The organism is Streptomyces sp. 17_S59, from assembly GCF_056930295.1.
In genome coordinates, this window is record NZ_JBXOWD010000001.1 from 5506549 (window position 1) to 5530561 (window position 24013).

Here is a 24013-nt window from a genome sequence, read left to right on the forward strand (position 1 = left end):
CTTGTGAAGCACTTGTGACGTCACCTGATGTCGCTGATGAGGCGGGACAGCACGTAAACTGAACGGCTGTCCCGCCTCACCCCTTTTCTTTTCTGGAGTCGACCCGCATGCAGCACGAAACCGACGCATCGCTGGTCGGCCAGGAGTACGAGGTCGAGGTCGGCCCGGTGGCCCACGGCGGCCACTGCGTGGCCCGCACGGATTCGGGCCGCGTCCTGTTCGTCCGCCACACGCTCCCGGGCGAGCGAGTGGTGGCGAAGGTGACGGAGGGCGAGGAAACGTCCCGCTTCCTCCGCGCGGACGCGGTGAAGATCCTGGAATCGTCGAAGGACCGCGTCCCGGCCCCCTGCCCCTTCTCCGGCCCCGGCAAGTGCGGCGGCTGCGACTGGCAGCACGCCAAGCCGGGCGCCCAGCGCCGTCTCAAGGGCGAGGTCATCGCCGAGCAGCTCATGCGCCTCGCGGGCCTCACCCCGGAGGAGGCCGGCTGGGACGGTACGGTGATGCCGGCGGAGGGCGACAAGCTCCCGGCGGGCCAGGTCCCGGCCTGGCGCACCCGCGTCCAGTACGCGATCGACGCCGAGGGCCACGCGGGCCTGCGCAAGCACCGCTCGCACGAGGTCCAGGTCATCGACCACTGCATGATCGCGGCCCCGGGCGTCACCGAGCTCGGCATCGAGAAGCGCGAGTGGCCCCAGATCGCCTCGGTCGAGGCCATCGCCGCCACGGGCTCCAACGACCGCCAGGTCATCCTCACCCCCAAGCCGGGCGGCCGCCTCCCCATCGTCGAACTCGACAAGCCGGTCTCCGTCATGCGCATCGGCGAGCGCGACAAGCAGGTCCACCCCGTCCACGGCCGCGCCTTCGTCCGCGAGCGCTCGGACGGCCGCACGTACCGCGTCGGCGCCGGCGGCTTCTGGCAGGTCCACCCCCAGGCCGCCGACACCCTGGTCAAGGCCGTCATGCAGGGCCTGATGCCGCGCAAGGGCGACATGGCCCTCGATCTCTACTGCGGCGTGGGTTTGTTTGCGGGCGCCCTGGGCGAGCGCGTGGGGGAGAAGGGCGCAGTGCTGGGCATCGAGTCGGGCAAGCGCGCGGTGGAGGATGCCCGCCACAACCTGCGCGACCTGGACCGCGTCCGCATCGAACAGGGCAAGGTCGAGTCTGTCCTCCCGCGCACCCGCATCGACAGCGCCGACATTATTGTTCTGGACCCGCCGCGGGCTGGTGCGGGCAAGGAGACGGTGCGGCATCTGGCGACGCTGGGCGCCCGCCGCATCGCGTACGTGGCGTGCGACCCGGCGGCCCTGGCGCGGGACCTCAAGTACTTCGCGGAGGAGGGCTACGAGCCGGTGAAGCTGCGGGCGTTCGACCTGTTCCCGATGACCCATCACGTGGAGTGCGTCGCGATCCTCAAGCCCACGGGAAACCGCATCTGACCTGCGGTTTTACCTGGTGTGCATTATGTGCGCTATGGGCGTTAGGGGCGAATTTCTGACGCTGAAATGACGCTCGTGACGCTCTCCTGACGCTCGTGTGACGCTCGTCGGGAGGGTGGTCAGAGGGCACAAAATCGCCCGTCGACTGGGCTTTGAGTCCGGTCGGCGGGCGGTTGTGTTGGGCAGGGCGAAGGGCCTGCCCAAGGGTGCACGACGCTGTTCCCGAAGTCCTTTGACGTGCGCTCACGCCTCCGGAAACAATCCTGCCCTCGCGGATCGTTGTGATCCGCGAGGACAAGGGGGACGGGTGTCGAGTCTGAGGTTGTTCAACGTCGCGGGTGGTGGCGCGGCAGAGGTGGTATCGGCCACGGCGGTGCGTGAGCGGCATCTGCAGGAGCTGGTCGAGAGGAACATGGAGGCGCTGCTGGGCGTGCGCTTTCTCGCGAGCGAGTACAGCACCGGTCCCCGGCACGGTGGTCGGATCGACTCGCTGGGCCTGGATGAGAACGGCTCGCCCGTCATCGTGGAATACAAGCGTGGACAGAGCGCAGGTGTGCTCCCCCAGGGTCTCTTCTACCTTTCCTGGCTGGCCGACCACCGGGCCGAGTTCCAGCTTCTGGTCCGCGAACGCCTCGGGGCAGCGGCGGCGGCTCAGGTGCTGTGGAGCGCGCCCAGGCTGATTTGCGTCGCGGAGAGCTTCACCCGGTACGACGTCCACGCCGTCCGTGAGATCCAGCGCAACATCGACCTCGTCCGTTACCGCTACTTCGGCCACGAGCTGCTCGCCCTGGAGACGGTCGTCTCCGTAACGTCGCCGCCCAAGGAGCGGCGTGCCGTGCGCAAGCGGGATCGTGCCGAGATGACGAGCGTGCAGCCCTGTGCCGCCGGCGGACCGCTGGAGGAGCTGCGATCGGCCCTGGACGACGTCTTGGTGGCGCTCGGAGATGACGTGACGCAGGTGGAGCGCAAGCAGTACCTCGCCTACCGGCGGCTGAAGAACTTTGCCTGTGTCGGCCGCACGCAGCAGCGCGAGGTCGTCGTCTACCTCAAGGCGGACCCGGACACGCTCGACCTCGTCCCCGGCTTCACTCGGGACGTACGGGAGATCGGCCACCATGGCACCGGGGCGCTTGAGGTGCGCCTGCGCTCCGAGGCGGACCTGGAGCGCGCCGGAGACCTGTTCCGGCTGAGCTACGAGGCCGCGTAGCGCAACCGCGCCCTGGGGCTGTGTCTCGTAGGGGTGGGCGTCGCCTGTTTGGTGTTGTGGGTGTGTTGTGGCGGAACCCTTTCGTGGTGGCCGATGGGGATGGCGGTGGACTTCCATGGTCCAGCGGCTCACCGGTTTGGCTAACCGGCGATCCCGCGCTACATGGGGTGGAAGCTGGCACAGGTGACCCGCCGTCATCATCGGTAAGGGGACCGATATGCCAGCGGCGTCACGGTGTCAATGATCTTGGCGACGGTGATCTCGACGGCGGCGTGCTCGGGGTGACGCCCGATGCCGTGCTGGTTGCGTCGCTGGCGGTGGTGGCCCGAAGGCCACCACCGCATGGCTACATGCTTCGTGCCCTGACCCTGACCGCGCTGGGGGGCCAGAACAGCCACCAGTGTGCCCCCAAGAGCTCTCCGAGCTGCCCGGGGCTGTAATGCCCGGTGAGAAGCAGGATGCACAGAGCGATCAGTAGCAGGACCAGGAGCTTAAGGAACTGCCCGGGGCTCGGCTCGGAACAACTGCCTGAGGGGTGCGTCGTCAGCCGGCGGGCTTCCATGTACCGCAGCTCCGTGACGTGAAGCTGCCGTCTGACTCGGCGATGGTCACCGTCATCTCTTGAGCGGCCGTAGCCGCCTTATTGTCGATGATGTCCCCGCTCTTGCTGGTACGTTCCCAGTAGCAGTTGCGGATCTCGCCCTGCGATTTATAGGTGCCGGGTGCGATGATTTCAGTGCCCGTTCCCGACCCCACCTTGTATGTGCCGTTGCCATACCAGCGCACGAACTTGCCACCGAGAGCTTCCTTGACCTCCGGCCACCATCTCGGGCACAGCGTCGGCATCCCTGCTCGCAGCACGTTCGCCTCGTCCTCGTCAGGTGCCTGGGCTTCCATTAGCCACTGGCCCCGAGTCGACTGCTTCATCGCGGGGTTGTCGTCCCCCATCGAAACGCACATGTCCTTCACGTAGGCGGACGGCTCCGGGTAGAGGGAAGCCACCTTCCACCCCTTGGCCTTTGCCTCAGCATTCAGCTTCGCCTCCGGTGTAGTTGGAGGCGACGTGCTGGCCCTCTGCTCCGTCGACGGTCGTGTCACAGATGCTGTCGATGCAGCCGCTGACTCCGATGGTCGTGCCCTTGCTCCATCACCGTTCCCACACCCAGCGACCATCATCACGGAGATCGTCAGGCTCACCGCAGCCACTACTCTTCGTGCATCCTTCATGACCTGCATGATCGCATCCAGCGTCTGCGCGAAGTAAAGCAGGGGTAAAGGTCTGGTGGTGCCGCTTCGGGAGGGTCTCGCTGCAAGGCCGATGTCTCGCTATGACATTCGTGCCCCGACTGCGTAGATCAGGCGGAGGAACGAACCTGTCTGACCGTACCCGCGCCCCACCTTGGCGCTGTCGCCGTCGAACGAACTCAACAACCGCCTACGCGAGACGTGGATCGGCTGACTGGAGCGTGTCGCTCGACGTGTGCCCGATGACGCAGGCGGAGAAGTGCGAGGCCGGAGTGGCGCCCCCTGATGGGCTCTTGCGGGAGTGGGCTGTGGTTGTTGCTGAGGACCGGCGAGCCGCGTACCTGGTTGTTCAGGTACTCCATTCCACTCGTACGGGCTCGTGGGCCGCGGCGAGGGCGCCGTCGAGGTCAGCGAGGCGTTCGGCGAGGGTGGTGGTGGCGATGCGGGGAGGGAGGGCCACCGAGAACTTCAGGCCGCGGACGGCTCGCGGGTCGACGGTGGGCAGGGTGAGGGAGTCGGGGAGTTCGGCGCGGGCGGTCTTCCAGTCGGCGGGGGAGAGGTCCTGGCGGAGCCGGACGTGGGTGTCGGTTGGGCGCTGCACGGGGTCGGCGAGGTTGCCGAGGGAGGCGGCGAGAGTGGCGTTGGCGCGGTACCCGGCCCAGGTCCACCAGCGGGCGGCGTCCGCGTCGTGGACCAGCAGGGTGCCCGCCGGGTGTACTTCGTGGGGGGCGCGGTCCATGCGAAGTTCGGCGAGGGCCGCGGTGGCGCGGCGGGTGAGGCGTACGTCGGGGTCTGTGCCGAGGAGGACGTCGCGCATGGCGCGGGTGAGGACGTACGACAGGCCGCGGGCTTCGCTGCCCTGCCATTTGGCGATGCCGCCGTCCTCGACGGGTTCCACGAAGGCGCGGCGTCGGGCCCAGTCGATGAAGGTGACCTGCCAGCTGCGACCGGCCAGGAGCAGTCGGCGCGGGCCCTGGCGTTCCTCCGTGAGGACGGTGGGATCGGTGGTGCCGATCTCGGTGCGCCCGGCGAGCACGGTGAACTCGGGGGGTGCGGTGAAAGAAGCGGTCAGCTCCATGAAGTGTCGGCGGCCGAAGTGTTTCTCGGCTTCGGGGCCGATGAACAGCATGCCGCTGTCGCTGTCGAGGAAGCCCTCTGCGACCAGGTGGGACAGAAGGGGGGCGGCGGACTGATCGAAAGGCGCGAGGCCGTTCCACTGCTCGGGCCACAGCCGGTCGCCGACGCGGTGTTCTTGCAAGGTGAGGGCGAGAAGTTGCTGTGCGACGAGATGGCGGGGCGCGGGTGGCGGGGTGACGGGTTCCACCCAGCCGCGGGCCCACAGGGTGAGCAGGCCGGCGGCTTGGAGCAGGGTGTCGGGCCGGGTGGCGAGGAATAGGCAGTTGCGGGATGTTCCGGTGCGGCGTCCGGTGCGGCCGATGCGCTGCAGGAAGGAGGCCACAGTGCTGGGCGAGTCGATCTGGATGACGCGGTCGAGATCGCCGACGTCTATGCCGAGTTCGAGAGTGGAGGTGGAGACGATGACGCAGTCGCGGGCTTCGGCGAATGCTTGCTCGGAGCGTGCGCGTTCGTCGGTGGAGAGTGAGGCGTGGGAGAGGAACACGGTGACGTCGCGGACGCGCAGTGCCGCGCCGAGTTCTTCCACCTGTTTGCGGGAGTCGCAGAAGACGAGCCGTTTCTCGCCCCGGTGCAGGGCGGAGATCACCTTGGCGGCGTTGGCGAGCGATCCGACGTAGTCGAACTCCACCTCTCCTGCAGGCCGCGGGAGTTCGGTGCCGCTGACGGTGTTGGTAACGGCGGGCAGAGTGACGCCGGGGGCGACGACCCGGCCGGGGCGTTTGGCGGGGCTCGCGCCCTGGATCCAGGTGAGCAGGGTGTCGGGGTTCCCCACGGTGGCAGAGAGGCCGATGCGCTGGATGCGGTGGCCTGTCAGTCGCTCCAGGCGTTCGAGTACGGCGAGCAGGTGCCAGCCGCGGTCGTCTCCGGCGAAGGCGTGCACTTCATCGACGACGACGGCACGCACCCGGCCCAACATGTGCGTGTGGTCGGTCTTGACGCTGATGAGCATGGCTTCAAGAGACTCGGGCGTGGTGAGCAGGAAGTCGGGGGACTCGATGCGGATGCGACGGCGTACGGACTCGGAGGTGTCGCCGTGCCAGAGGGCAGCTCGGCGCCCCAGCCACTGGGCGTAGCTGTCGACCCGGTGCACCAGGTTGTTCAGGAGCGCCTTGAGCGGGGCCAGGTAGAGGACGGAGGTGCCGGTCCAACGCTTCTCACGCATGGCGGACAGCAGCGGGAAGGTGGCGGCCTCCGTCTTCCCGCCCGCCGTCGGTGCGAGGAGGACCGCGTCCTCGCCGTCCATCAGCGGATGCACGGCGGCCTTCTGCAGGGGGCGCAGATCGGGCCAGCCGAGCGTGTTGACGATGTGGTGCAGGACTACCGGGTCGAGGCGTTCCACCGGGTCGGTGTCGCGCGGCTGCTCCTGCACGTCTGTGACTCCTGCGCTGGTCTTCAGAGTTCGGGACTTTGGAAAATGGGTCTTCAGAGTTCGAGTTCGAGGTCGTCCGCCGAGGCGGCCAGTGCCCGCGCGGCGAAGTTCCGTTCGGTGGCGGTGAGATCACCGCTGCCCACGGTCAGCTTGTAGTGCGTGCGCGGGTCGAAGTCGGGAAACTGGTCGATCCGGTCGAGTACGTCGCCTACCAGTTTCTTCAGGTACAGCCGCGGTGCTACTCCGACCTTTCCGCCGAGAGCCCCGCCCACGGCCCGTGCCAAGTCCGTGAGGTACGCGTCGTCGGCGAGCTGCTTGATCCGGTCGGGAGACTGGGAGCCCTCGGCGTACAAGTCACGGATGGTGGCGCCCAGGCCGGTCAGCGATTCCTCGGTGAATCCGGGCAGCCGGATCTGGACGGCCCGGGGGTTGTCGAAGCGGGGGGCGGTGGTGAAGTCGGTGGCGAGACGCTGGGCGAGAGGTGCGAGGCGCTGTACGCCCTGCTGTCCGTCATAGAAGGCAGGCGTGCCGGTGATGACGAGGTACAGGCCGGGGAAGCGGCCGGAGTGGACCTCGTCGATAAGCTGCCGCAGCGCGTTGAGCGCCTTGTCTCGGGCATCGGAGCGGACCCGTTGCAGGGTCTCGACTTCGTCCAGGACGAGGACGAGCCCGGCGTGCCCGGCGTCCCGGAGCACGGTGAGCAGGCCCTGCAGGAAGCCGAAGGCGCCGAAATGGTCGAGGTCGCCTCGGACGCCTGCGCTGCGCCGGGCGGCTGCGGCGACATGCGGCTGGCCGCCGAGCCAGGACATCACCGCAGAGGCGGTGGCCTCATCGCCCGCGTCCAGCGACTGCTTGTATCCACGCAGGGCGGTGGCGAACGCGGGGGCGTGTCGGGAGACTTCGGCCAGGCGGGCGGTGAGCAGTCTGTCCACGGCCTCCGGCAGTTCGCTCTCGCTCGCGCCGTCGGCGAGTGCGTCCTCCTCCAGTGCGTAGAACCAGGCGTCGGCGACCGGGCGCAGGGCGCTGGGCGGGAAGCTAGCGGTGGTCAGACGTTCGGTGAGTCGCCGGTAGACAGTCTCCAGCTTGTGCAGTGGGGTCTCGGTCTCCGACACCTGCACCTCGGCCACGGCGAAGGTGCGCCGTTTGGCGCGCTCGCCGAGCCAGCGGGTGAAGAAGGTCTTGCCGGAGCCGTATTCGCCGCGCACGGCCTTGAACACCGAGCCGCCGGCGGCGACGGTGTCCAGTTCCTCGTCGACTGCCTGCTCGAAGCGGCCAAGTCCGGTGGCGAGCAGGTCGAGGCCGCTCTCGGGGACGGCACCGCGCCGCAGCGCGTCCACCACGGCCCTCCGCCGCACGGCGCCGACCGGGGCGGCGGCCCCCGATGCTGAAGATCCAAACGCGTTCACCCGAACAGTCTCCCATCCGGCCGCCCACCTGGCCGGAGGCCGATGCAAGCACCGGGTCGCCGGCACGCGGGCCAGGCGGCCTGGCAAACCGCCCCGCCCGTCGCGGTCGCAGAACTCCGGTTCACAGCCCGAACTGCTCGACCAGCTGGGCTCGGTGCAGGCGCAGGGTGCGGTTGTCGGGGAGGATCTCCAGGATCTGGGTGCCGTCGTAGTTGAGGAGCTGGGCCAGGGTCGCGGCGAAGCCAGGGGCGCGGGTGGCGGGTTGGCCGGCGCGTTCGGCGAGGGCGGTCATCGGCAGGGTGCCCGCTTCGACGAGCGCGGCCAGAGCCTTCGGGAGGGCCGTCTTGTCGCGTGGCTTACGGGCGAGCAGGTCCAGCTGTGCCTGGTACAGCTCGGTGGCCATGAGGCGTTCCACCAGAGCGGCGGCCGCGTTCTCTGCTGCGGCGGACGCCGGTACGGTCACAGGCTCCACCGCAGGGGAGGCAGTTTCCTGTTCTGCCTGGAGCGCAACCTCGTCCTCGCCGAAGAGACTGATGGCTCCTTCGGATACGGGCGGGGCTGCCTTCGTGGTCTGCTTGCGACGTGGCCGCGTTACAGAGGTGTCGGGCATGGCGCCGGCGTCGGCTCCGATGGCCTTGGTCTCCGCTTCGGCACCGGCTTCAGCGTTCTCCACCCACCACGAGGGCGCCGGGTCGCCCAACTCCCGCCACCCCGTGGGCGGCTCGGCGCCGAACGGCAGCAGGGCGAGCAGCGGGATGGTGAACTCGGCGAGGGTTGCCCCGCCGTGGTAGCCGGCCTTCAGCGCGGTGTACCGGGTGTCATGGTCCCGTAGCGCGACGATCTGTGATCCGGGCTCCGGCCAGACCACCCGCGGTCCGGCCAGCTCGATCTCGGCCGGTGTAATGGGACCACCGGGGTTGCGGTGACGGGCCGAGCCGATGGTGGCACCGGTCACATCGAGTTTGCTGCTGCGTCGCTCGATCACGTGGCCGTGGTCGGAGGTGAGGAGCACGGTCATGTCGTTGGCGCGGGCGGCCCGCAGCAGCGGCTCCAGGCCGCCGATCTCCTTCGCCTCCCAGGTGCCGTCGCCGAGTTTCTGCTCCTTGGCGAGCCGGTCGTCCACGGTGTTGAGGACGACCGCGACATGGGTGTGCCCGTCAGCGAGCGCCTCGGTGAGAGCGGTGGAGAAGGGCGAACCGGTGTCGGGGCTGCGCAGGTCGTCCTTGTGAAAGACGGCTGCCGGGGCCCCGTTCCAGCAGGAGTGCTGGGGGAACAGGCGCTTCTCGTCGCTCTGGTCGCCCCTCATCAGGGTGCCTGCGAACAGCGAGGTGCGGGAGACGGCGGTCAGGGTGGGCAGCGCAGCGGCCACGGCACGCCGGGCCGGTGCTCCGGCCGCGTCCTGCAGCGGATCGAACTCGGACCAGTGTCCGTGCAGTTCCTCACCCAGTTCGGCTGCGATCGCTGCGCTCATCCCGTCGACGAGGAGGAGCAGGACGCGCCGGCCGGGGCAGGCCACGACGGGCGCGACGACTCGGTCCAGGAAGCTTTCCACGGTGAGCATGGCGCCGGGGACGGTGCCGTCCGCAGTCCACACTGCGAGCCGCTCGGAGAACGCACGGTCCAGCTCCCGGCGTTTGGCCTGCACCTGCGCGCCGATCTGGCTGTAGGCGTCGGCGAGTGCGTTGTCCGCGTCGCCACCCGCGTCCAGGTGTTCCAATGCCCTGTCTACCCAGCCGAGTTCGCGGATCTGGCGGGCGGTACCGTCGGCCACCGAGGCGATGTCGGAGTCAGGCTGGGACGCGAGCCACCGCCGCAGCCGCGCTGCCATCCGTACCCGTTCGATACGGGCGTGGGTGGCGCCGTCGGCGGCCAGGGCGTGCTCGGCCAGCGCGGTGATGGTGGCCGTGACCGTCTCGGTACCGCCGGCGGCGAGGGCGCGTCCAGCGGCGGTGAAGCGGGCGTCGAGTCCGGCCGTGAGCAGCGGGCTGGCAGCGGCGGCGGTCTGCGCCCCGAACTGGGCGACGAGTTGTGCGGCCCGGCTCAGGACCGGGTCGGCGAGCCGGTGCTCGCCCCGGTCGACGAGGCCGCGGACGTAAGCCTCGCCGTTGCGCCCGAAGGACGTCAGGAGTCTGTCGAGTTCGTCGCCTTGGGCGGGTGGCTGGTCGCCGAGCCATCGCTCGGCGCGACCGCGTGCCCGGTACAAGTCGTGGTCGGCCTCTGCGTGCTCCCACAGGGCCGCGCAGACGACCGCGTATGCGGCCGCGTCCGCACCGTGCTCGGCGGCCACCAAGGCGGTGACGATCCTGCCGGTGGAGCCTCCGTGCTCGGGTTCGGCGAGGAAGCGGGTCAGGCCGGCCCGTTCCGGTCCGCGCAGGTCACGCAGGAGGTCGGGGCCGCCGGAGGTGAGGGTCCACCGGAACAGTGCGACGGGGTCGATGCGGTCTCCGTCGTCGTGTGCGGCCGGCCTGCCCAACGCGTCCGTGTTGTGGCGGTCGAGCCTCAGCCGTCGCCTGGCCAGCCGCGTGAGGGCCTCGTCGCGGGAGAGTAGTCCCTTGCCGAGCGAGGGCCAGCCGCGGGTTGCCGCTGCGTCGAGGAGCGCTTCGGCCGCCCAGGTCTCGCTGCGCAGCCGCCCGTCGAGACCGCGCGCGTCGAATGCCTCCTGTACGACCTCCCAGTTGTCGACGGACCGTATCCTTCCGCCGTAGACGCGGGCGAGCAGCCCCGGGTCGAGGTCGGTGTCCTCGCGGTCGGTGAGGACGACCAGGACCTTGGGGTCGGGAGGCGTCGCCGCGTCGAGGTGGCCCAGGATCTGTTCGTGCACGGCCAGTACCGACGGCGCGACGGCCACCCGCGCCTGCAGCCCGCCCGCTGTCCGCTGCACGGTGGGCCCGTCCCAGATGGGAGCGGCCCGCAGCAGCAGTACGCGAACCGCGCCGTCGCCGAGCCGGCTGCGGGCGGCGAGGTACTGGCGGACGGTTCCCGCGGACAGTCGGGCGGGGCCGGCAGTCGCGGAAGCTGTGGTGACGGTGTCGGACATCAGTCGATGACCTTCCAGATGACCTCGACGGTGGCATTCGGCTGCTCGGCCGCGAGCGCCGCGATCTCCGCCTGCAGTTCGGCGGCGGCCCGTGCGGCGGTGGTCCGCCTGCCGCCGGAGCGGGCTGCGAGCGGCGACGATGTGCGCGGGCCCGGCCGCTGCGTCGACTCCGGCAGCACCAGCGGGTGGGCGGAACCGCCGTTCAAGTCCACGCTGTCGGAGCTCGGCGGCGGAGTGGGCGATGGCTGGGGGTCAGCCGTGTTCTGGCGAGACCTCAGCAAAGACAGCACCTCCCGGCCGCTGGCGTTCAACACGCCCGGCAGGTCGGGGTAGTCACCCGGGTCGCCGGCGGCGGCATCCCGCACCCGCTCCAGGACGGCCGCGCCGTCCACGCCGAGGGTGTCGGCCAGGCTCAGCTGGTCCCAGCTGGTGCTCTGCAGCGCGCTGGCGACCTTCCCGGCGCTCTTCAACGACATGCCGCACCGGTGGGCGGTGAAATCGCCGAGGTCGAAGCGGGCGAGCCGCTCCACGACGGTCTTCGCCTCGATGCCCGCTTCCGTCACCTCCTTGACCAGCTCCTGTGCCCGCCGAGCGAGGACGAGCCGGGGTGAACCGTCATTCAGCTGGAGGAAGTCGCGATGCTTCTCCAGCTCCCCGACGAGCCGTCCGGCGTCCTGGGCGAGCGCGGCGGCGGCTCGCTTGATCTGCCCGGCGAACTGGTTGACGATCCGCCCGCGCCGCAGCTGCGGCGCCCGGTCGCCGAGCACGGTCTCGAAGCGCTTGCGCGCTTCCGCCCAGTCGCTCTCGTCGGGCAGTTGCTGCTCGCGCAGGGCGTAGTCCGGCTTCAGCTCGTGCGGTGCCGGCGCGGGTTCGACGGGAACGCCGCCGCGCACCCACACCCGGTCGGTCATCTCCGCGTACGCAGCGGCGAGCAGTCGGCGCAGGGGCTCGGGCAGTCCGCGCGGCTCGGGATGATCGCTCCAGTCGGAGAGCTTGACCAGGGTCGGCTCGGCGATGCTGTTCCGGCGTGCCTGGGCGTTGAAGTGGTCGGGCCAGGCCGTGGACTGCCGGTAGTACGCCTCCCGCATGGCGCCGAGCCCGATGCCGCCCGCGATCCGCGTCATGGTCTTGCGGTCCTTGGAGTCGACCTCGACCTGTCCGTCGCGGTCCTCGGCGGCCTTGCGCACGTATTCGAAGACGGCCCTGATCTCGGCAGGCTTCACAGGTTTGCCCGTGCCGTCGGGGTCCAGGTCAGGGTGGGCGGGGTACTGGTGGGCGAGCAGTTTGCCGGCCAAGTCGCGGGCGGCGGCATCCAGGGAGGCGCCGAGCGGAAGCCGCAGCTCGGGGACATCCTGCTGGGCGACCAGATGGGTATCGAAGCTGAGGTCGACGACCCCTTCCTGCTTCTGCGCCAGTCCGTACGCCTGCCGCAGTGCCTGGGTGACGCGCTCGGTAAGGATGGCCAGCTGCGACTGAAGCATGCCCTTGGCGCGTGCCTTGTCGTCGGAGTTGAGGCTGCGCGCGAAGTCGGAGTCGAAGCGGACCTCGTCGGCGAGCGCCTTGTCGATAACGACGAGGCGCTCGAAGTCGCCGCGGGAGGCATCGGTCAGGTGGGTGGGCAGCCAGGCCAGGGTGCGCGAGTCGCCGCCCGGCTTCTCCCGCAGAGCGCGCAGCCGCTGCAGGTCGTCCATCGGACCGAACTCGCCCTCGTCGTACGGGAAGTCGACAACGAGTCGCCAAGCGTCGTCCTGGCTGGGCCGCAGCGTTGCCTCGGGCAGCGAGTCGACCTCGGCGACGTTACCGAAGACCACCTCAACCTGCCGTTCGGTCCCCCTCCACACCAAGTTGAGCACGTCGTACGCGTCGAAGCCGCCGGGCCCATCGCTGACGCCGAGCGCCTCCTTGAGCAGGCCTCGCATCTTGGCACGCCGATTGCCCTGGTTGTTGTGGACCTGGGCGTTCGCGAGGACGGCGTCCAGGTCCACACCGGTGAGCTCCAGACGCACCACCGCACCCGGCCCGGTACCGGTCACCTTGATTTCAGGGAAGGTCGCCGCCCACTCCTTCGCCTTCTGCTCGAGCCGACCGACCTCGGTGCCTGCGATACGGGTGGTGATGGAGCCGTGGTTCAGGGCGTGCAGCCGCGCCAGGGTGAGATCGGCGAGCGCCGGGACGCTGGGCGCGAGTGCGGAGAGCAGCAGGGTCTGAAACAGCCGACTGTCTCCGGTGAAGTCGCGGCAACGGGCGGCGAGCTGCGGGTCATCGAGGGCATCCGGGCGACGCCGGTACGCCTCGACCTGATCCTCGGTGAGCTGGTTGGTCTTCAGCAGGTACGGGCGAACCTTGTCCCGATACAGCTTGTCGGCGGCCTCGAAGTGAACACTGGTCTCGCCGCTGAACGCCTTGTCACCGCCGCCCGCGATCGCCGGGTACAGATCGCCCAGCGGTACGAGCTGCCCGAGCCGCCAGTCGTCGCGGTGGTCGACGAGCAGCTGGCTCATCAGCTTCAGGCCGGTGCGGGAGCGCTGCAGCGCGGCGGAGATGTGCACCAGGGTGTCCATGAACGCCGGCGGGAACGGGTACGTCCGCCGGAAGGCGTCCTCGTCCGCGCCGGTGGTGGACTTGTCGTGGCCGAGCAGGGTGTCCCAGACGTCCGGGCCGAGCCTCTTGGCCTCGGCGAACGCAGCCTCCACCTTCGCCTCGGCCTCGGGGGCGGTGGGCTTGAGCAGACGGGCCTGCGCGATCTGCGGGAGGTTGCGGTCCTCCAGGACGATCTTGTCGAACCGTCCGCCACTGAGCTTCAGGCTGTCCTGGACGGCAGCCTCGGCGGCCCCCGACATCTCCTCGCCAACGAGTTCACGCAAGTCGCGCTGGCGGGCGATGAACGACACCACCGGGATGGCGCGCCGCTCGTCGCCGCCCTCCACGAAGTTCGTGATCTTGTCGGCTTCGCGTGAGACGAACTTCTGGTCGTGGATGCGGGAGGCCAGCCACAAGATCAGCTCGTCCATGAAGAGAACGAGACCGTCGTAGCCGAGGGACTTGGCGTGCGCGGCTATGATGCCGAGCCCCTTGTCCAGCGAGACGAACCCGTCGGCATCCTCGGAGGCGCTGCGCGAGAAGGAGGGGAACAGGGTCTGGGTGAGGTCCTGCACGAGGCGGGCCCGCAGTTCCCGTGGCGTGGAGGGGTTCTCCAGGTCGAGGTCCTTGGTGTTCTCGTGCTCCTCCGGCGCGTTCACTGCTTGGTCGAGCAGCTCGGTGGTCCAGGCGAAGGAGTCGCCCCACTCGTCTTCCTGGCCGTCGCCGGCGTCGGCGAGCTGCTCGATCACCCGGTTGTCGCCGTTGCGACGGCGCTGCTCGGCGAAGTCCTCGAAGAGTCCGTCGGTCCGGTAGACCTGCGGCAGCGAGCATCCGGGGTGCAACTTGCGTACGTGCTCCACGTACTTGCCGAGCACGCGCTGCTCCAGGGACTTGGAGCCCAGCATGTGGTACGGCACCAGCAGGAACTTGCGGTCGTCTGTATCCAGCCAGGAGTGCCGGGCCCGCACCGGGTCGAGGTCGCCGCGCGCCCGGGCGGTCTGGTTCCGCGACAGCAGCGCGTAAAGCACCGCCATGAAGTGCGACTTACCGGAGCCGAACGAGCCGTGCAGGTAGGCAGCCTTCGACGAGCGGCTGTCCAGTGCCGACTTGATCAAGTCGAGTGCCTCGTCGAAGTTGCCGAGCAGCCGGTCGGTGACGACGTAGTCCTTCAGTGCCGCCTCGGCCCCCTCAGGGGTGACCGCTTCGTTCAGCTTCAACACGAAGTCGGAGGTGGACACCGACTCCGGGATGTCGATCAACTCCCGCAGCAGCGGGCGGTCTTCGGGGCGAGGGTTGTTCCTGCTCATGAACGCCATGGTGTCTTAACTCCTCGCCTGTTCAGGCGGACTCTGTGCCGCTGGCGGCATCGGTGACGGTGTTCGTGTCGACGTCGGTGAAGGACGTCTGGACGGCGGCCTTCGTGCTCGTGCGCTGCTTCGGCACAGCGGCCTTCTTCGCGCCGCGTCCGCGCGTGGCCGCAGACGGACGCCAGGCCCGAAGCACATCGTCGGTCAACCCGAGCTCGCCCTGCTTCTGCTGCCGGAACGCCAGGATCTCGGTGGCCGGCGACGCCCCGAACTCCGGGTCGTACTCGCCGTACCACTGCTCCAGCCACGGCTGCAGCTCAAGTAGTCCGGCCAGGTAGGGCACGAGGTCCTCGTCACTGAGCCCGGCCTGCTGGATGTACGAGGCGAGGGCGAGGGCCTGCTCCAGGTGATCCCAGCCGGCCCACCCGTACAGCTCCGGCGACTGCGCGTTGACCGTGCCGTACGACACGAAACGCTCCTTGGGCACATCCAGCTTGCCGCGTGCACGCCAGTAGCTCGGCTTCAGGAAGTCCGCCGAGGTGTACTTCGGCGGCAGGGGCGTCCGCTCACGGACCTTCCGCTTCGCGGGCTCGTCGGGGGCTGCATCCTCCTCCCGCTGGAGGTCCCAGACGTGCTCCCAGTCGGTGCGCTTCTTCAGCCCGGCGGGCTTGTACCGCAGTGCGGATACGAACGGAACGTGCTCCTCGGACAGCAGCTCCCGTACGGTCTTTACGAGGTCTTGCCGGGGCGCGTATAGCTCGGCGACGGACACGAAGTTCTCGTCGGTGGACAGGTTTTCGGCGAGGCGAGCGAGGGTGGTGACGGTGGGATTGCCGCTGGCGTCGAACCAGTGCGCCCGGTCTTCGACCCGGTCGAGTAGCCAGGACTTCAGCGCCTTCTGCCGCATTGCGTCCCAGCCCTCGGTGGCCCAGCGCCGCTTGTACTCGGGACGCTCCACCATGCCAATGGCACGGTTCGACTCGATGACCTCGATCCGCCTCTGCACGAGGGCGCGGTAGTCGGCTGGCCAATGCGCGGGGATCTCCGTGATGGGGATAGACCCGTGCCGCCTGAACCACACGTCACTGGCCTCACCAGCGACGACCCGCCGAGCGTGCACAATCTCGAAGGCCCGCTCACCGAGGGCGAGTTCGGGCACAGCGGCGGCATCAGGCAGGCGCAGATCCTCGGAGTGAAGGTCGTAGAGGGAGTACACCTGCCAGTCCAGCTCCTCCTGAAGGGCGATCATGCGAGCGCGGGTGGAGCTGTAGTGGGTTTGGGCTTCGCGGAGGGCGGAGGCGATGGGGACGGCCTCGTGGATGAGAGCGGCGGGGGCTGTTGCGGAGAGCCGCTGGGCAAGAGCGTCGAGCTCCATGGCGAGGGCGGTGGGATATTTAGCGGGGAGAGGGAAATCTTCCAGATTGCTCCCCGTGAACTCGTAGCGCTCCTCCCAGGCTTCACTTTGAATTCCGCGCCCCAGGCCGCTACCTCCCTTCGCGTGGCTCACCATCTTGAGCCAGAACCCAGCCGTGGAGCTATTCAGCAGTCCAAGCAGTTCCAGATGCTCTTGCTCCGTAGCGTCCTCGCGGAGCTTGATTACCTGTGCTGAGTCCTTAACCGGGAGTGGACCGGTCTGGAGGTAGAAGTGATTGTGCGTCGTTACTTTTGCGTAAACGAGCAACTTCTGTGCCTTGGCGCGGGAGGCGTAGACTTCCCGCCATGAAATCCAGGGGACTCCACGTTCCAGCATGGTGATGCTGAAGTGTTTGCGAAGTTCCAGTACGTGGCGCAGTGGCCACATAAAGCGCAGCAAATCCTCGATCTCTTCACCTTCGAGGAGCTTCATTTCCTGGTCGTACGGGCAGGCGAGCCACGTCGTGCCTGCCAGTGCCCAATCCCGTACGTCATCACCATTAGCGACAGCGGTGGGCTTGGCGCCTCGCGAACGCCCGGCCTCAGTGTTGGCCGAAGCAAAGGCATTATCCTCGCCGGTAACGATCGATAGCCCGATCTCCTGTGACGCGGCCCGCAGTCGCTTTCCCGCACTCTCGATCACTTTCAGAATGTCTGGTGCGGCACCTCCTACAAGGCTCCATGGGTGCTTTGACAGGTCTTCGCGTGGTGTGTCACGTACGCTGATCCAATTGCTTTCGGAGCCTGGGTGGTCAGTCTGCTGAGTAATCGCCTGCCAGACGAGTCCGTCCTCTGCCTTCACCGGTGCCGCGGGCTCGCCCTGAACGCTCCGGACCGTGCGGATGGTGGCCCGGCGAGGGCCCGTGTAATCCAGTGGGCGGCCGACGAGGATGACCGTCGGCGTCCCATGCCCCGGGATGTACGCTCCCGACGTGTCGATGACCTCTGTCAGTTCGACCTGATCCCGGAAAAAGCTCTCGATCAGCTTCGTCCCGAACTCCCTCTTCATGAACGAGTTCGCCGTGATCTGGCCGACCATGCCATAGCCGAGCACGGACTTGGCCTCGCCCCGAACTGCAAGCTCGAAAAAGCGCTGTGCGAACGGGACCGACAGTGCGTACGTACCCGCGCAGGCGTCGTACAGCTTGCGATACAGCTCGTTGAGTGTTTTGTCCTTGACTGTGATGTACGGAGGATTCCCCACCACTACGTGGTAGCGGCCCCGGTTCAGGATCTGCGGGTACTCGAACACGTCCTCCGTGCTCAGCGCGTAGTACGGGTCTTCGGCGTCGCCCGATTCCACACTGTCGCCAAGGCTCAGCTGCTCGTCGCCGAAGAGTCCCTCTTGCCGGTGCTCCGTCGGCAGCAGCGAGTCGCCGACTGCGAGCTGGATGGGCCACTCGTAGCGCCGCGCCTCCTCGAAGGTCCGCATGTTGCTCGCGGCCATCGCCGCGACCAACAGCCGGAAACGGGCCACTGCGACCGCGAACGGATTGAGGTCTACCCCGTGTACTGAGTTGAGGGCCGCTCGTACCCGCTCGTAAGAGCCAAACTCAGGCCGCTGCTCAGCCCACATCCGTACCAGGCGCCGGAATGCGCCGAGCACGAAGTGTCCGGAACCGCAGGTCGGGTCGATCATCTTCAGCTCTTCGAAGCCGAACTCCCGTAACGCCGGGGTCATGGTCCGGTCGAGGATGAACTCCTCCACGAACTCCGGCGTCTGCAGCAGCGCGTACGTTTTGCGGGCCGCCTCGCTCAGGTCCTGGTACAGGTCGCCCAGGAACCGGGTGTCCCAGCCCTCGGTGCCGTCCTCGCTCAGCGGGTCGCGGAAGTCGTGCACGAGGACCGGACCGCCTTCACCTTCGTCCCCGCTGCCCTCGCCGGCGCGCTGCTCCCGCCAGAACGCCAGCAGCGCGCCCGCTCCGTCGTGCGAGAGCGGGATCTGGTAGAGCGGGTTGTGGTCGCGGTCGAAGAGCAGCCGCCCGGCCTGTCCGGCGCCCAACTCGGCGAATGCCGTCTCCAGCCACCCTCGGTACGTCGGGTCGGCGTCCTTCTCCAGGTACTCCTCGTACCGAGCCTGCGCGGTCTCCCGCCCCGCTACGTCGGGGGAGGTGATGTATGGCTCGGCGATCAGCAGGTTGTCCTCGCTGAACCGCACGAAGACCGTGCCGAGCACCCAGGCCACCGCGACCTGGGTGATCCGCTCGCCGAGCCAGGCATTCCATGTCGCCGCCGTGCGGCCTAGCTTCCGGGCCTGGTCGTACTCGCCGCGCAGCCGCGTTCCGACCTCCGAGACGGCTTTGACCTGCTGCTCAAGGTCGGTCTCTGCCGCCTTGACCTGCTTCTGCAGATCGGCGAGGAGGCTCTTGCGGTCGATCACGAACGGCTCCTGTGGAGAAAAGGGAGAGGACGGAAGAAAGCAAGGTCGGAAGAGGGAAATGAGTCAGGCGTTCGGTGTGATGTGTTTGCGTGCGACCCAGGCGTCGGGCACGACGATCCACTCGTCGAACCCCGCCTGGTACGGAACGCTCTGCCCGGCCAGCCGCGGCGCCCGCGCCGGATCCGACTGGGCGACGAGCAGCCACAGCGGGCTGCCGCCCTGCCGAGCCTCCTCCGCGAGCCGCCCGAGCAGGTCCAGCGCGTCGTACCGGGCCAGGGCCGCGGTGTCGGTGAGCAGCAGCGGGCCATGCCCCTCCGCCAGCCGCTCCCGCAATCGCGGCTCGATCCGCCCCCACGCCTTGTCGGTGCGGATCCGTAGCTGCTGGTGGGCCCGGCTGCCCGGCTCGGCGGCGTCCGCCTTGAGGACGGTCTCCCAGGTCGGACGGGCCGCCTCGCCGACCACGCCACGCAGTTCGTCCACGAACAGTCCGGTCAGCGACACCGGCCGAGCCCCGTACGGCTCGTCGGCCAGCCACCGCACCGCATCCTCGGCACGCCGCTGAGGCACGGTCAGGACCCGGAAGCCGTCCTGCCGTGCCGAGTGCGCGAGCCGCTGCTCGGCCTTGACGGCAGCGGCGACGGCCGCGTCTGCGTCGTACTGGGTGGGAGCAGAGCGGCGCGCCGCCGAGGCACCCCAACTCGCCGAGGTCAGCCCGGCGGTGGTGTCTCCGTACAGGCGGTCCGGGACGAGCCGGAGTACCTTGTCGTAGCGGGTCGCCAGCTTCAGCTCGAAGCCGGCCTGCTTCAGGTCGCGGACCAGGGCGCTGCCCGTGGGCAGCTCGCGCGGAGCCAGTGGATCGGTGCCCAGGTCGGGGAAGCGGGTGGCGACCCGTTTGTGCAGGGCGTCCACCGTCAGGCCAGGCTGCCGCTCCTCCTCGACGCCCGGCTGCACGGCGACCACACCGGCCTGGGTGATCCGCAGCGCACGCACCAGGTCCAGGTCGCGCGGGTAGATTTCCAGGCGCGGGGTGAGAGCGGCCCGGGTGGACGCGGCAACCGCGATCTCGGCGGTGCGCCGCTCGTCCCAGCCCAGGCTGCCCGGCGGCCGTCGCACCGCGTCCAGGTCGGTGAGGACCGTGCTCGCCGTCGGCAGGGACTCGAGTGCCGCGAGCCGGTCGGCCCGCATGCCCAGGTTCAGCGCGTATTCCTGCAGGGCCGGCAGCGCCGGGGTGTCCGGGCCGTCCACGTGCTCCCGGACATCCAGGGCGAGCAGGCCGAGTACCGGATCGGCGCCCTTGGGCATCCGGGCGTGGAAGTAACGGAAGAGCGGCGGGGACTCATTGTCGTAACTCTCACGCTCCACCACAGCACGTAACAGCGACAAGGCGAGCGCGCGCCGGTCGCGTCGCTCCACGTGCTGGGTGCCGCGCCGGGCGATGAGCGCGTCGGCGAGCTCGATCACCGGGGCCACCCGGCCGCGCTCGGCGAGGAGCTCCACCACCTGCTCACGCAACAGCGCGAGGGCGGGGTCGTTGTACCAGCGCTCGCGCGCCTTCTTCACGATCTGCGGGATTCGGCCCGTAGTGAGACCCACCGCATCGGCGACGTCCCGCTGCCGGACCCACGCCAGGCCCCCGGGCAGCGTGCCCGCCTCGTCGGGCAGCCGCAGCAGCAGCCGGACCGCCTCGCGCTCCTTGGCATTGGAGCGGGCGCTGCCGCTGGACGGCTTCGGCACCAGGCGGGCGGCGAGCGCGTCCAGGCTCAGGCCACCCAGCACCTGCGGGTCGGTGACGTCTCCGTCGGCTGCGGCGATCGACTCCGCGACCGCCCGCTCCAGGTCGGAGAGCTCCTGGCCCGCCGCCTTGCGAGCCTCCGCGCTGAGCGGCGCGGGAGCCGCCTTGCCCAGGCGTGCGTTCCATTCCTTCTGTCGGCGCTGGATCTCCTCCCGGGTACGCGAGCCCATGCCCGGCGCAGTGAGGAACTTCTTCGCCGAGTACTCCAGGACGTCCCCGACGGTGTTCAGCCCCATCGCGAACAGCTGCGACTGCGCCGCGACCGTCAGACCGGCCACCGACAGCGGTGTCTTCCGGTCGGCGCGCTCGGCCTGCTGGTCGCGGACCTGCTCAGCGGAGACGTCGTCGTCCTCCCGCCCGATCCGCGGCTCCGCCGCTGACCCGGCAACCGTCTCCGTGCCGCTCTTCGCTCCGCGCGCCGACTTTTCACCGTGACCGGTGCTCGGCGCCGTCGTCTGCTGTGCGTCCAGGAAGATCTTCTGCCAGGCACGTTCCATCGGCTTCAGATCCGGGAAGCGGTCCTTCACGTCCCGGGCCAGGGCCTTACGGAAGAACGCCACGAGGCCATCCCGCACGGCCGGCTCGAAGGCGTCGGCCACAAGCTGCGGGTACGGCCACTCCTTCGGATCCGTCTGCCGCGCCGTGACCGAGCCGTCGCCCCAGCGGGGCAGCTCGTTCGACGCCATCTCGTGCAGTGTCACGGCCAGCGCATACCGTTCGGCGTGTCCGTCGTACGAGCCGCGCGTGATGATCCCTACGAAGGGGTCGAGATAGCCCTCGGTGCCTGCCTCGATCTCCTTCGCCGGATATCCGGCAAGCGAGAAGTCGATCAGCACCAGCTGCCGGGTGCCGTTGGGGCGGATCCGGATGGCGACGTTGTCCGGCTTCAGGTCCCGGTGCCAGATCCCCTCCGCCTCCAGGTGCTCCACCGCGCCGAACAGGTACTTCCCGTACGCCTCCAGCTGGTCCATGCCCAGGCGGCCGTTGTCCCGCAGCTGGCGGGCGACGGTGTCCTCACGGCGTCGCGGCCCCTTGACCGTCCCGCCGTCCTGGTCCTTCAGCTCCCGACTGTCGCCCACGTACTCCAGGGCCAGGACCCGGCGCCTGGCCAGCGTGAGCGGCTCGGGCTCGTACAGCGAGATGATGCTGGAATCCCGGTGGATACGGCCCAGGACCTGCGCCTCCCGATCCAGGACTGCGTGCTTGGCCTCGCTCAGCGCGACTTTCAGCACCGCCACCGGCAGAGCGCCGCTACGCCGCGGCTCGCCCTCCAAGTCACGCACCAGGAACGCCCGCGCGGTCGAGCCCGTACCGAGTCGGCGCAGGACCTCCCAGCGCCCGGCCAGCACATCCCCGGACACCGCCTCCAGCGGATCCTTCTCCGGCTCGGACCACTCCTCGCCACCGGCTGTGGCCGAACCACCGTCCCCGCCTGCACCTGCAGCCGTATCCCTGCCTTCCGGGACCTCCTCGACGAACGCCTGCTCGACGTACTCCAGCATCTCCAGGAAATCGTCGACCGTGGACAGACGCCGACCGGGTTCGTATGCAGTGGATGCTTCCACCAGATCGTCGACGTCCGGATGGAGGCCGTCGACCAGCGCGCTCGGACGCAGACTCTCGCCGGCCTCCAGGCGTGCCATGACCTCGCTCTGGCTCGCGCCCGGCGCCTGCCCGGTGACCAGCAGATACGTGAGCACGCCGAGCCCGTATACATCGAGGCGCACCGGATCGGCCTTCGGGATCTTCAGCTCCGGAGCCAGATATGGATCGGCCTGCTCCGCGACATGGAACCCCGACACGTTGGTCGGAGCCAAGGTCAGCGGCCGACCGCGGCTGGCGCTTTCCCCAGTGGCGATCTGCCAGTCCGCGATCTGCGGCCACGGGCGCAGCCAGCGCTGCTCTTCGCTGAGCTCCCGCCCGCGAGGGCCGCGGTCGCGCGGCATCACATGCACCGCGTGTGCCGAGAGCGTGCGGTGGTGGACCCGCCGGGAGTGCGCGGAGCGCACCGTCTCGGCAAGCTGCCGCACCAGAGCGAGGCGAGCCTTCAGGTCCAGACCGTCCCCGTGCTGGACCAGGTAGTCGTCCAGGCGCAGCGTCTCCGGGTGGTAGTCGAAGAGGATCGCGGGGCCGGCGGGGTGCCCCGACGGCAGATAGTTCTTCAGCTGCACTGCGCCCGGATGACGAAACCGGCTGAGCACCGATGCCTCGCGGGCGGCGGCTCGCTCCACCGAGCGCCGCTCGTCCTCGGAGGCGCCACGTTCGCTGAGGAAGACCCGTACCCGCGCCAGATCGTGCAGCTGGGAATGGCGGCCCAGATAGTCGGCCCAGGTGGGCCCGGAGTCGAACGCCTTCGCCTCCAAGAGGTAGGAGCCCACCTCGTACTGACGGCGGATCGGCGCGATACGGAGCTTCTTCAGGGCCGTATCGACAAGACGGGACGTCGCGGCTGTGGTCTGGTACCGGGCGTCACCCGGCGGTACGGCCAGCATCTCCACGAGCTGCTTGACCGTGAACACGCCGTTCATATCGGCGGCCGGAAGGTTCACCCGAAGCTTGTCGTCGGTGAAGCAGACCGCTTCACCCACCCAGATCTTCGTTCGGTCCGCAGGCCGACCGGAGACACCGTTGACCAGACCCGACAGCTCCTTGGCCTTCCGGTTCGACAGGTGCAACGGGTTGCCGTGCCGACGGTTGATCCCGCTGGCTGTGGTCTGCACCCAGTCGTTGCCGCCGCCGTGGACCGAGCCGTGCCAGTCCTTCAACTCGACCAGGAACACTCCGGCCGGCGCCACGACCAGAAGATCGACCTCACGGACGTGCCCGCTGTTCGCGGTGAACTGGAAGTTCGCCCAGGCGCGCCACGGTTCCTCGTCCGGCAGGCGCTTGCGGATTGCCTCAAGACCGCGGCGCTCATGCTCGTACTCGGACTCGGTGACCGTTGTCCACCGGCCTTCCAGCATGCGGCCCCCCGCCTGTGTCTGCTTGTGCGCGTGTGTGCTGCCGACTTCCTGACAGGGTGTCAGAAAGCCCGGGCTCAACCCTCGGAGGAATCTTAAAGGGTGATACTGACGCCAAGGGCAGCCTGAGCTAGCTACGGCAGAGGCCCTGCAGCCCAGACCTGGCGGCGATGCACCGGGGCGGAGCGCACGGCGAAGGGATTCGGCCAGGCGGACCAGAGTGATTTCAGCCGTGGCGGCGCCGAGCCGATGCATGTACGGATGAAGCGGTGAGTTGCGGGGCCGGCGATCGTGTCGCCGTACACGGTGACGTTATGCCTTGTGTCGCAACGATGGCTGACGCGGCGATGTCAGAGCGGCGCCCATGCGCCACCGGCTGCTGGGGGAGCGGCAGGCAGGAACGGGCCGTCGCGGTGATGCCCTCCGGGCGTAAGGTCCGTTGACTGTGTGAAGATCAACCTTGAGCGTGGGAGGGTCCGGGTGGCCGGAGGGGAACGCCATGAGTGATTCGGGGACGCAGCTTTCCAGGCATATCTGGTCGCTCACGGATCTTCTTCGCGGAGACTCCAAGACGTCCGAATATGGCAGCGCTGCCTTGCCGTTCACCGTGCTACGGCGCTCCGATTGCCTGCCCGCACCCACACGCCCGGAGGTGCTGGATGACACGGCGGTGCTGCGCAGTCTGGAAGAGCACGAGTTGGCAATCCCGTACCCCATCGAGCCCCAGAACTGAACTTGTGAACG

The 24013-nt window shown here is 68.9% G+C and carries 11 protein-coding genes; 3 read left to right on the forward strand and 8 right to left on the reverse strand.

What is annotated here, in order from left to right:
* Positions 1 to 107: 107 nt before the first annotated feature.
* The gene (locus AC1Z4A_RS25105; RefSeq protein ID WP_483682119.1) at positions 108 to 1436 is read left to right on the forward strand and encodes a class I SAM-dependent RNA methyltransferase; all 1329 of its coding nucleotides are present in this window, start codon (positions 108 to 110) and stop codon (positions 1434 to 1436) included.
* 307 nt (positions 1437 to 1743) lie between these two features.
* On the forward strand, positions 1744 to 2643 hold the full coding sequence (locus tag AC1Z4A_RS25110) for a DUF5655 domain-containing protein (protein ID WP_483682120.1): 900 nt from the start codon (positions 1744 to 1746) through the stop codon (positions 2641 to 2643).
* Between the two features lie 197 nt (positions 2644 to 2840).
* Here AC1Z4A_RS25110 and AC1Z4A_RS25115 read toward each other — a convergent pair whose 3' ends face one another.
* The 8 genes from AC1Z4A_RS25115 to pglW all read right to left on the reverse strand — a co-directional run bounded on the left by AC1Z4A_RS25115 (position 2841) and on the right by pglW (position 23272).
* The gene (locus AC1Z4A_RS25115; protein WP_483682121.1) at positions 2841 to 2987 is read right to left on the reverse strand and encodes a hypothetical protein; all 147 of its coding nucleotides are present in this window, start codon (positions 2985 to 2987) and stop codon (positions 2841 to 2843) included.
* Between the two features lie 199 nt (positions 2988 to 3186).
* The gene (locus AC1Z4A_RS25120) at positions 3187 to 3645 is read right to left on the reverse strand and encodes an Rv1352/Rv1906c domain-containing protein (RefSeq protein WP_483682122.1); all 459 of its coding nucleotides are present in this window, start codon (positions 3643 to 3645) and stop codon (positions 3187 to 3189) included.
* Positions 3646 to 4237: 592 nt separating this feature from the next.
* Positions 4238 to 6394 carry a DEAD/DEAH box helicase gene (locus tag AC1Z4A_RS25125; RefSeq protein WP_483682123.1) on the reverse strand — a complete coding sequence of 719 codons (2157 nt, stop codon included), beginning with the start codon at positions 6392 to 6394 and terminating at the stop codon, positions 4238 to 4240.
* A 53-nt stretch (positions 6395 to 6447) separates the two neighbouring features.
* Positions 6448 to 7800, reverse strand: coding sequence for a BREX system ATP-binding protein BrxD (gene brxD / locus AC1Z4A_RS25130; protein ID WP_483682124.1), 1353 nt, complete (start codon positions 7798 to 7800; stop codon positions 6448 to 6450).
* A 121-nt stretch (positions 7801 to 7921) separates the two neighbouring features.
* Entirely contained in the window at positions 7922 to 10837 is a 2916-nt protein-coding gene (gene pglZ, locus AC1Z4A_RS25135) for a BREX-2 system phosphatase PglZ (RefSeq protein WP_483682125.1), read from the reverse strand.
* Positions 10837 to 14733, reverse strand: coding sequence for a BREX-2 system ATPase PglY (gene pglY / locus AC1Z4A_RS25140; protein ID WP_483682126.1), 3897 nt, complete (start codon positions 14731 to 14733; stop codon positions 10837 to 10839). Before pglY ends, pglZ begins: the two co-directional genes overlap by 1 nt.
* A gap of 22 nt (positions 14734 to 14755) precedes the next feature.
* Positions 14756 to 18517 carry a BREX-2 system adenine-specific DNA-methyltransferase PglX gene (gene pglX / locus AC1Z4A_RS25145; RefSeq protein WP_483682127.1) on the reverse strand — a complete coding sequence of 1254 codons (3762 nt, stop codon included), beginning with the start codon at positions 18515 to 18517 and terminating at the stop codon, positions 14756 to 14758.
* 63 nt (positions 18518 to 18580) lie between these two features.
* Entirely contained in the window at positions 18581 to 23272 is a 4692-nt protein-coding gene (pglW, locus tag AC1Z4A_RS25150) for a BREX system serine/threonine kinase PglW (RefSeq protein ID WP_483682128.1), read from the reverse strand.
* 496 nt (positions 23273 to 23768) lie between these two features.
* On the opposite strand from pglW, the gene AC1Z4A_RS25155 reads away from it, so the two are divergent.
* Positions 23769 to 24002, forward strand: coding sequence for a type I restriction-modification system subunit M N-terminal domain-containing protein (locus AC1Z4A_RS25155; protein WP_483682129.1), 234 nt, complete (start codon positions 23769 to 23771; stop codon positions 24000 to 24002).
* The last annotated feature ends 11 nt before the right edge of the window (positions 24003 to 24013 follow it).

Excerpts from the sequence above, each read along its gene's own strand:
- AC1Z4A_RS25105 (WP_483682119.1), top strand. The coding sequence starts at position 108 with ATGCAGCACGAAACCGACGCATCGCTGGTCGGCCAGGAGTACGAGGTC.
- pglZ (WP_483682125.1), bottom strand. The coding sequence starts at position 10,837 with ATGTCCGACACCGTCACCACAGCTTCCGCGACTGCCGGCCCCGCCCGA.
- pglY (WP_483682126.1), bottom strand. The coding sequence starts at position 14,733 with ATGGCGTTCATGAGCAGGAACAACCCTCGCCCCGAAGACCGCCCGCTG.
- AC1Z4A_RS25115 (WP_483682121.1), bottom strand. The coding sequence starts at position 2,987 with ATGCGGTGGTGGCCTTCGGGCCACCACCGCCAGCGACGCAACCAGCAC.
- AC1Z4A_RS25155 (WP_483682129.1), top strand. The coding sequence starts at position 23,769 with ATGAGTGATTCGGGGACGCAGCTTTCCAGGCATATCTGGTCGCTCACG.
- pglW (WP_483682128.1), bottom strand. The coding sequence starts at position 23,272 with ATGCTGGAAGGCCGGTGGACAACGGTCACCGAGTCCGAGTACGAGCAT.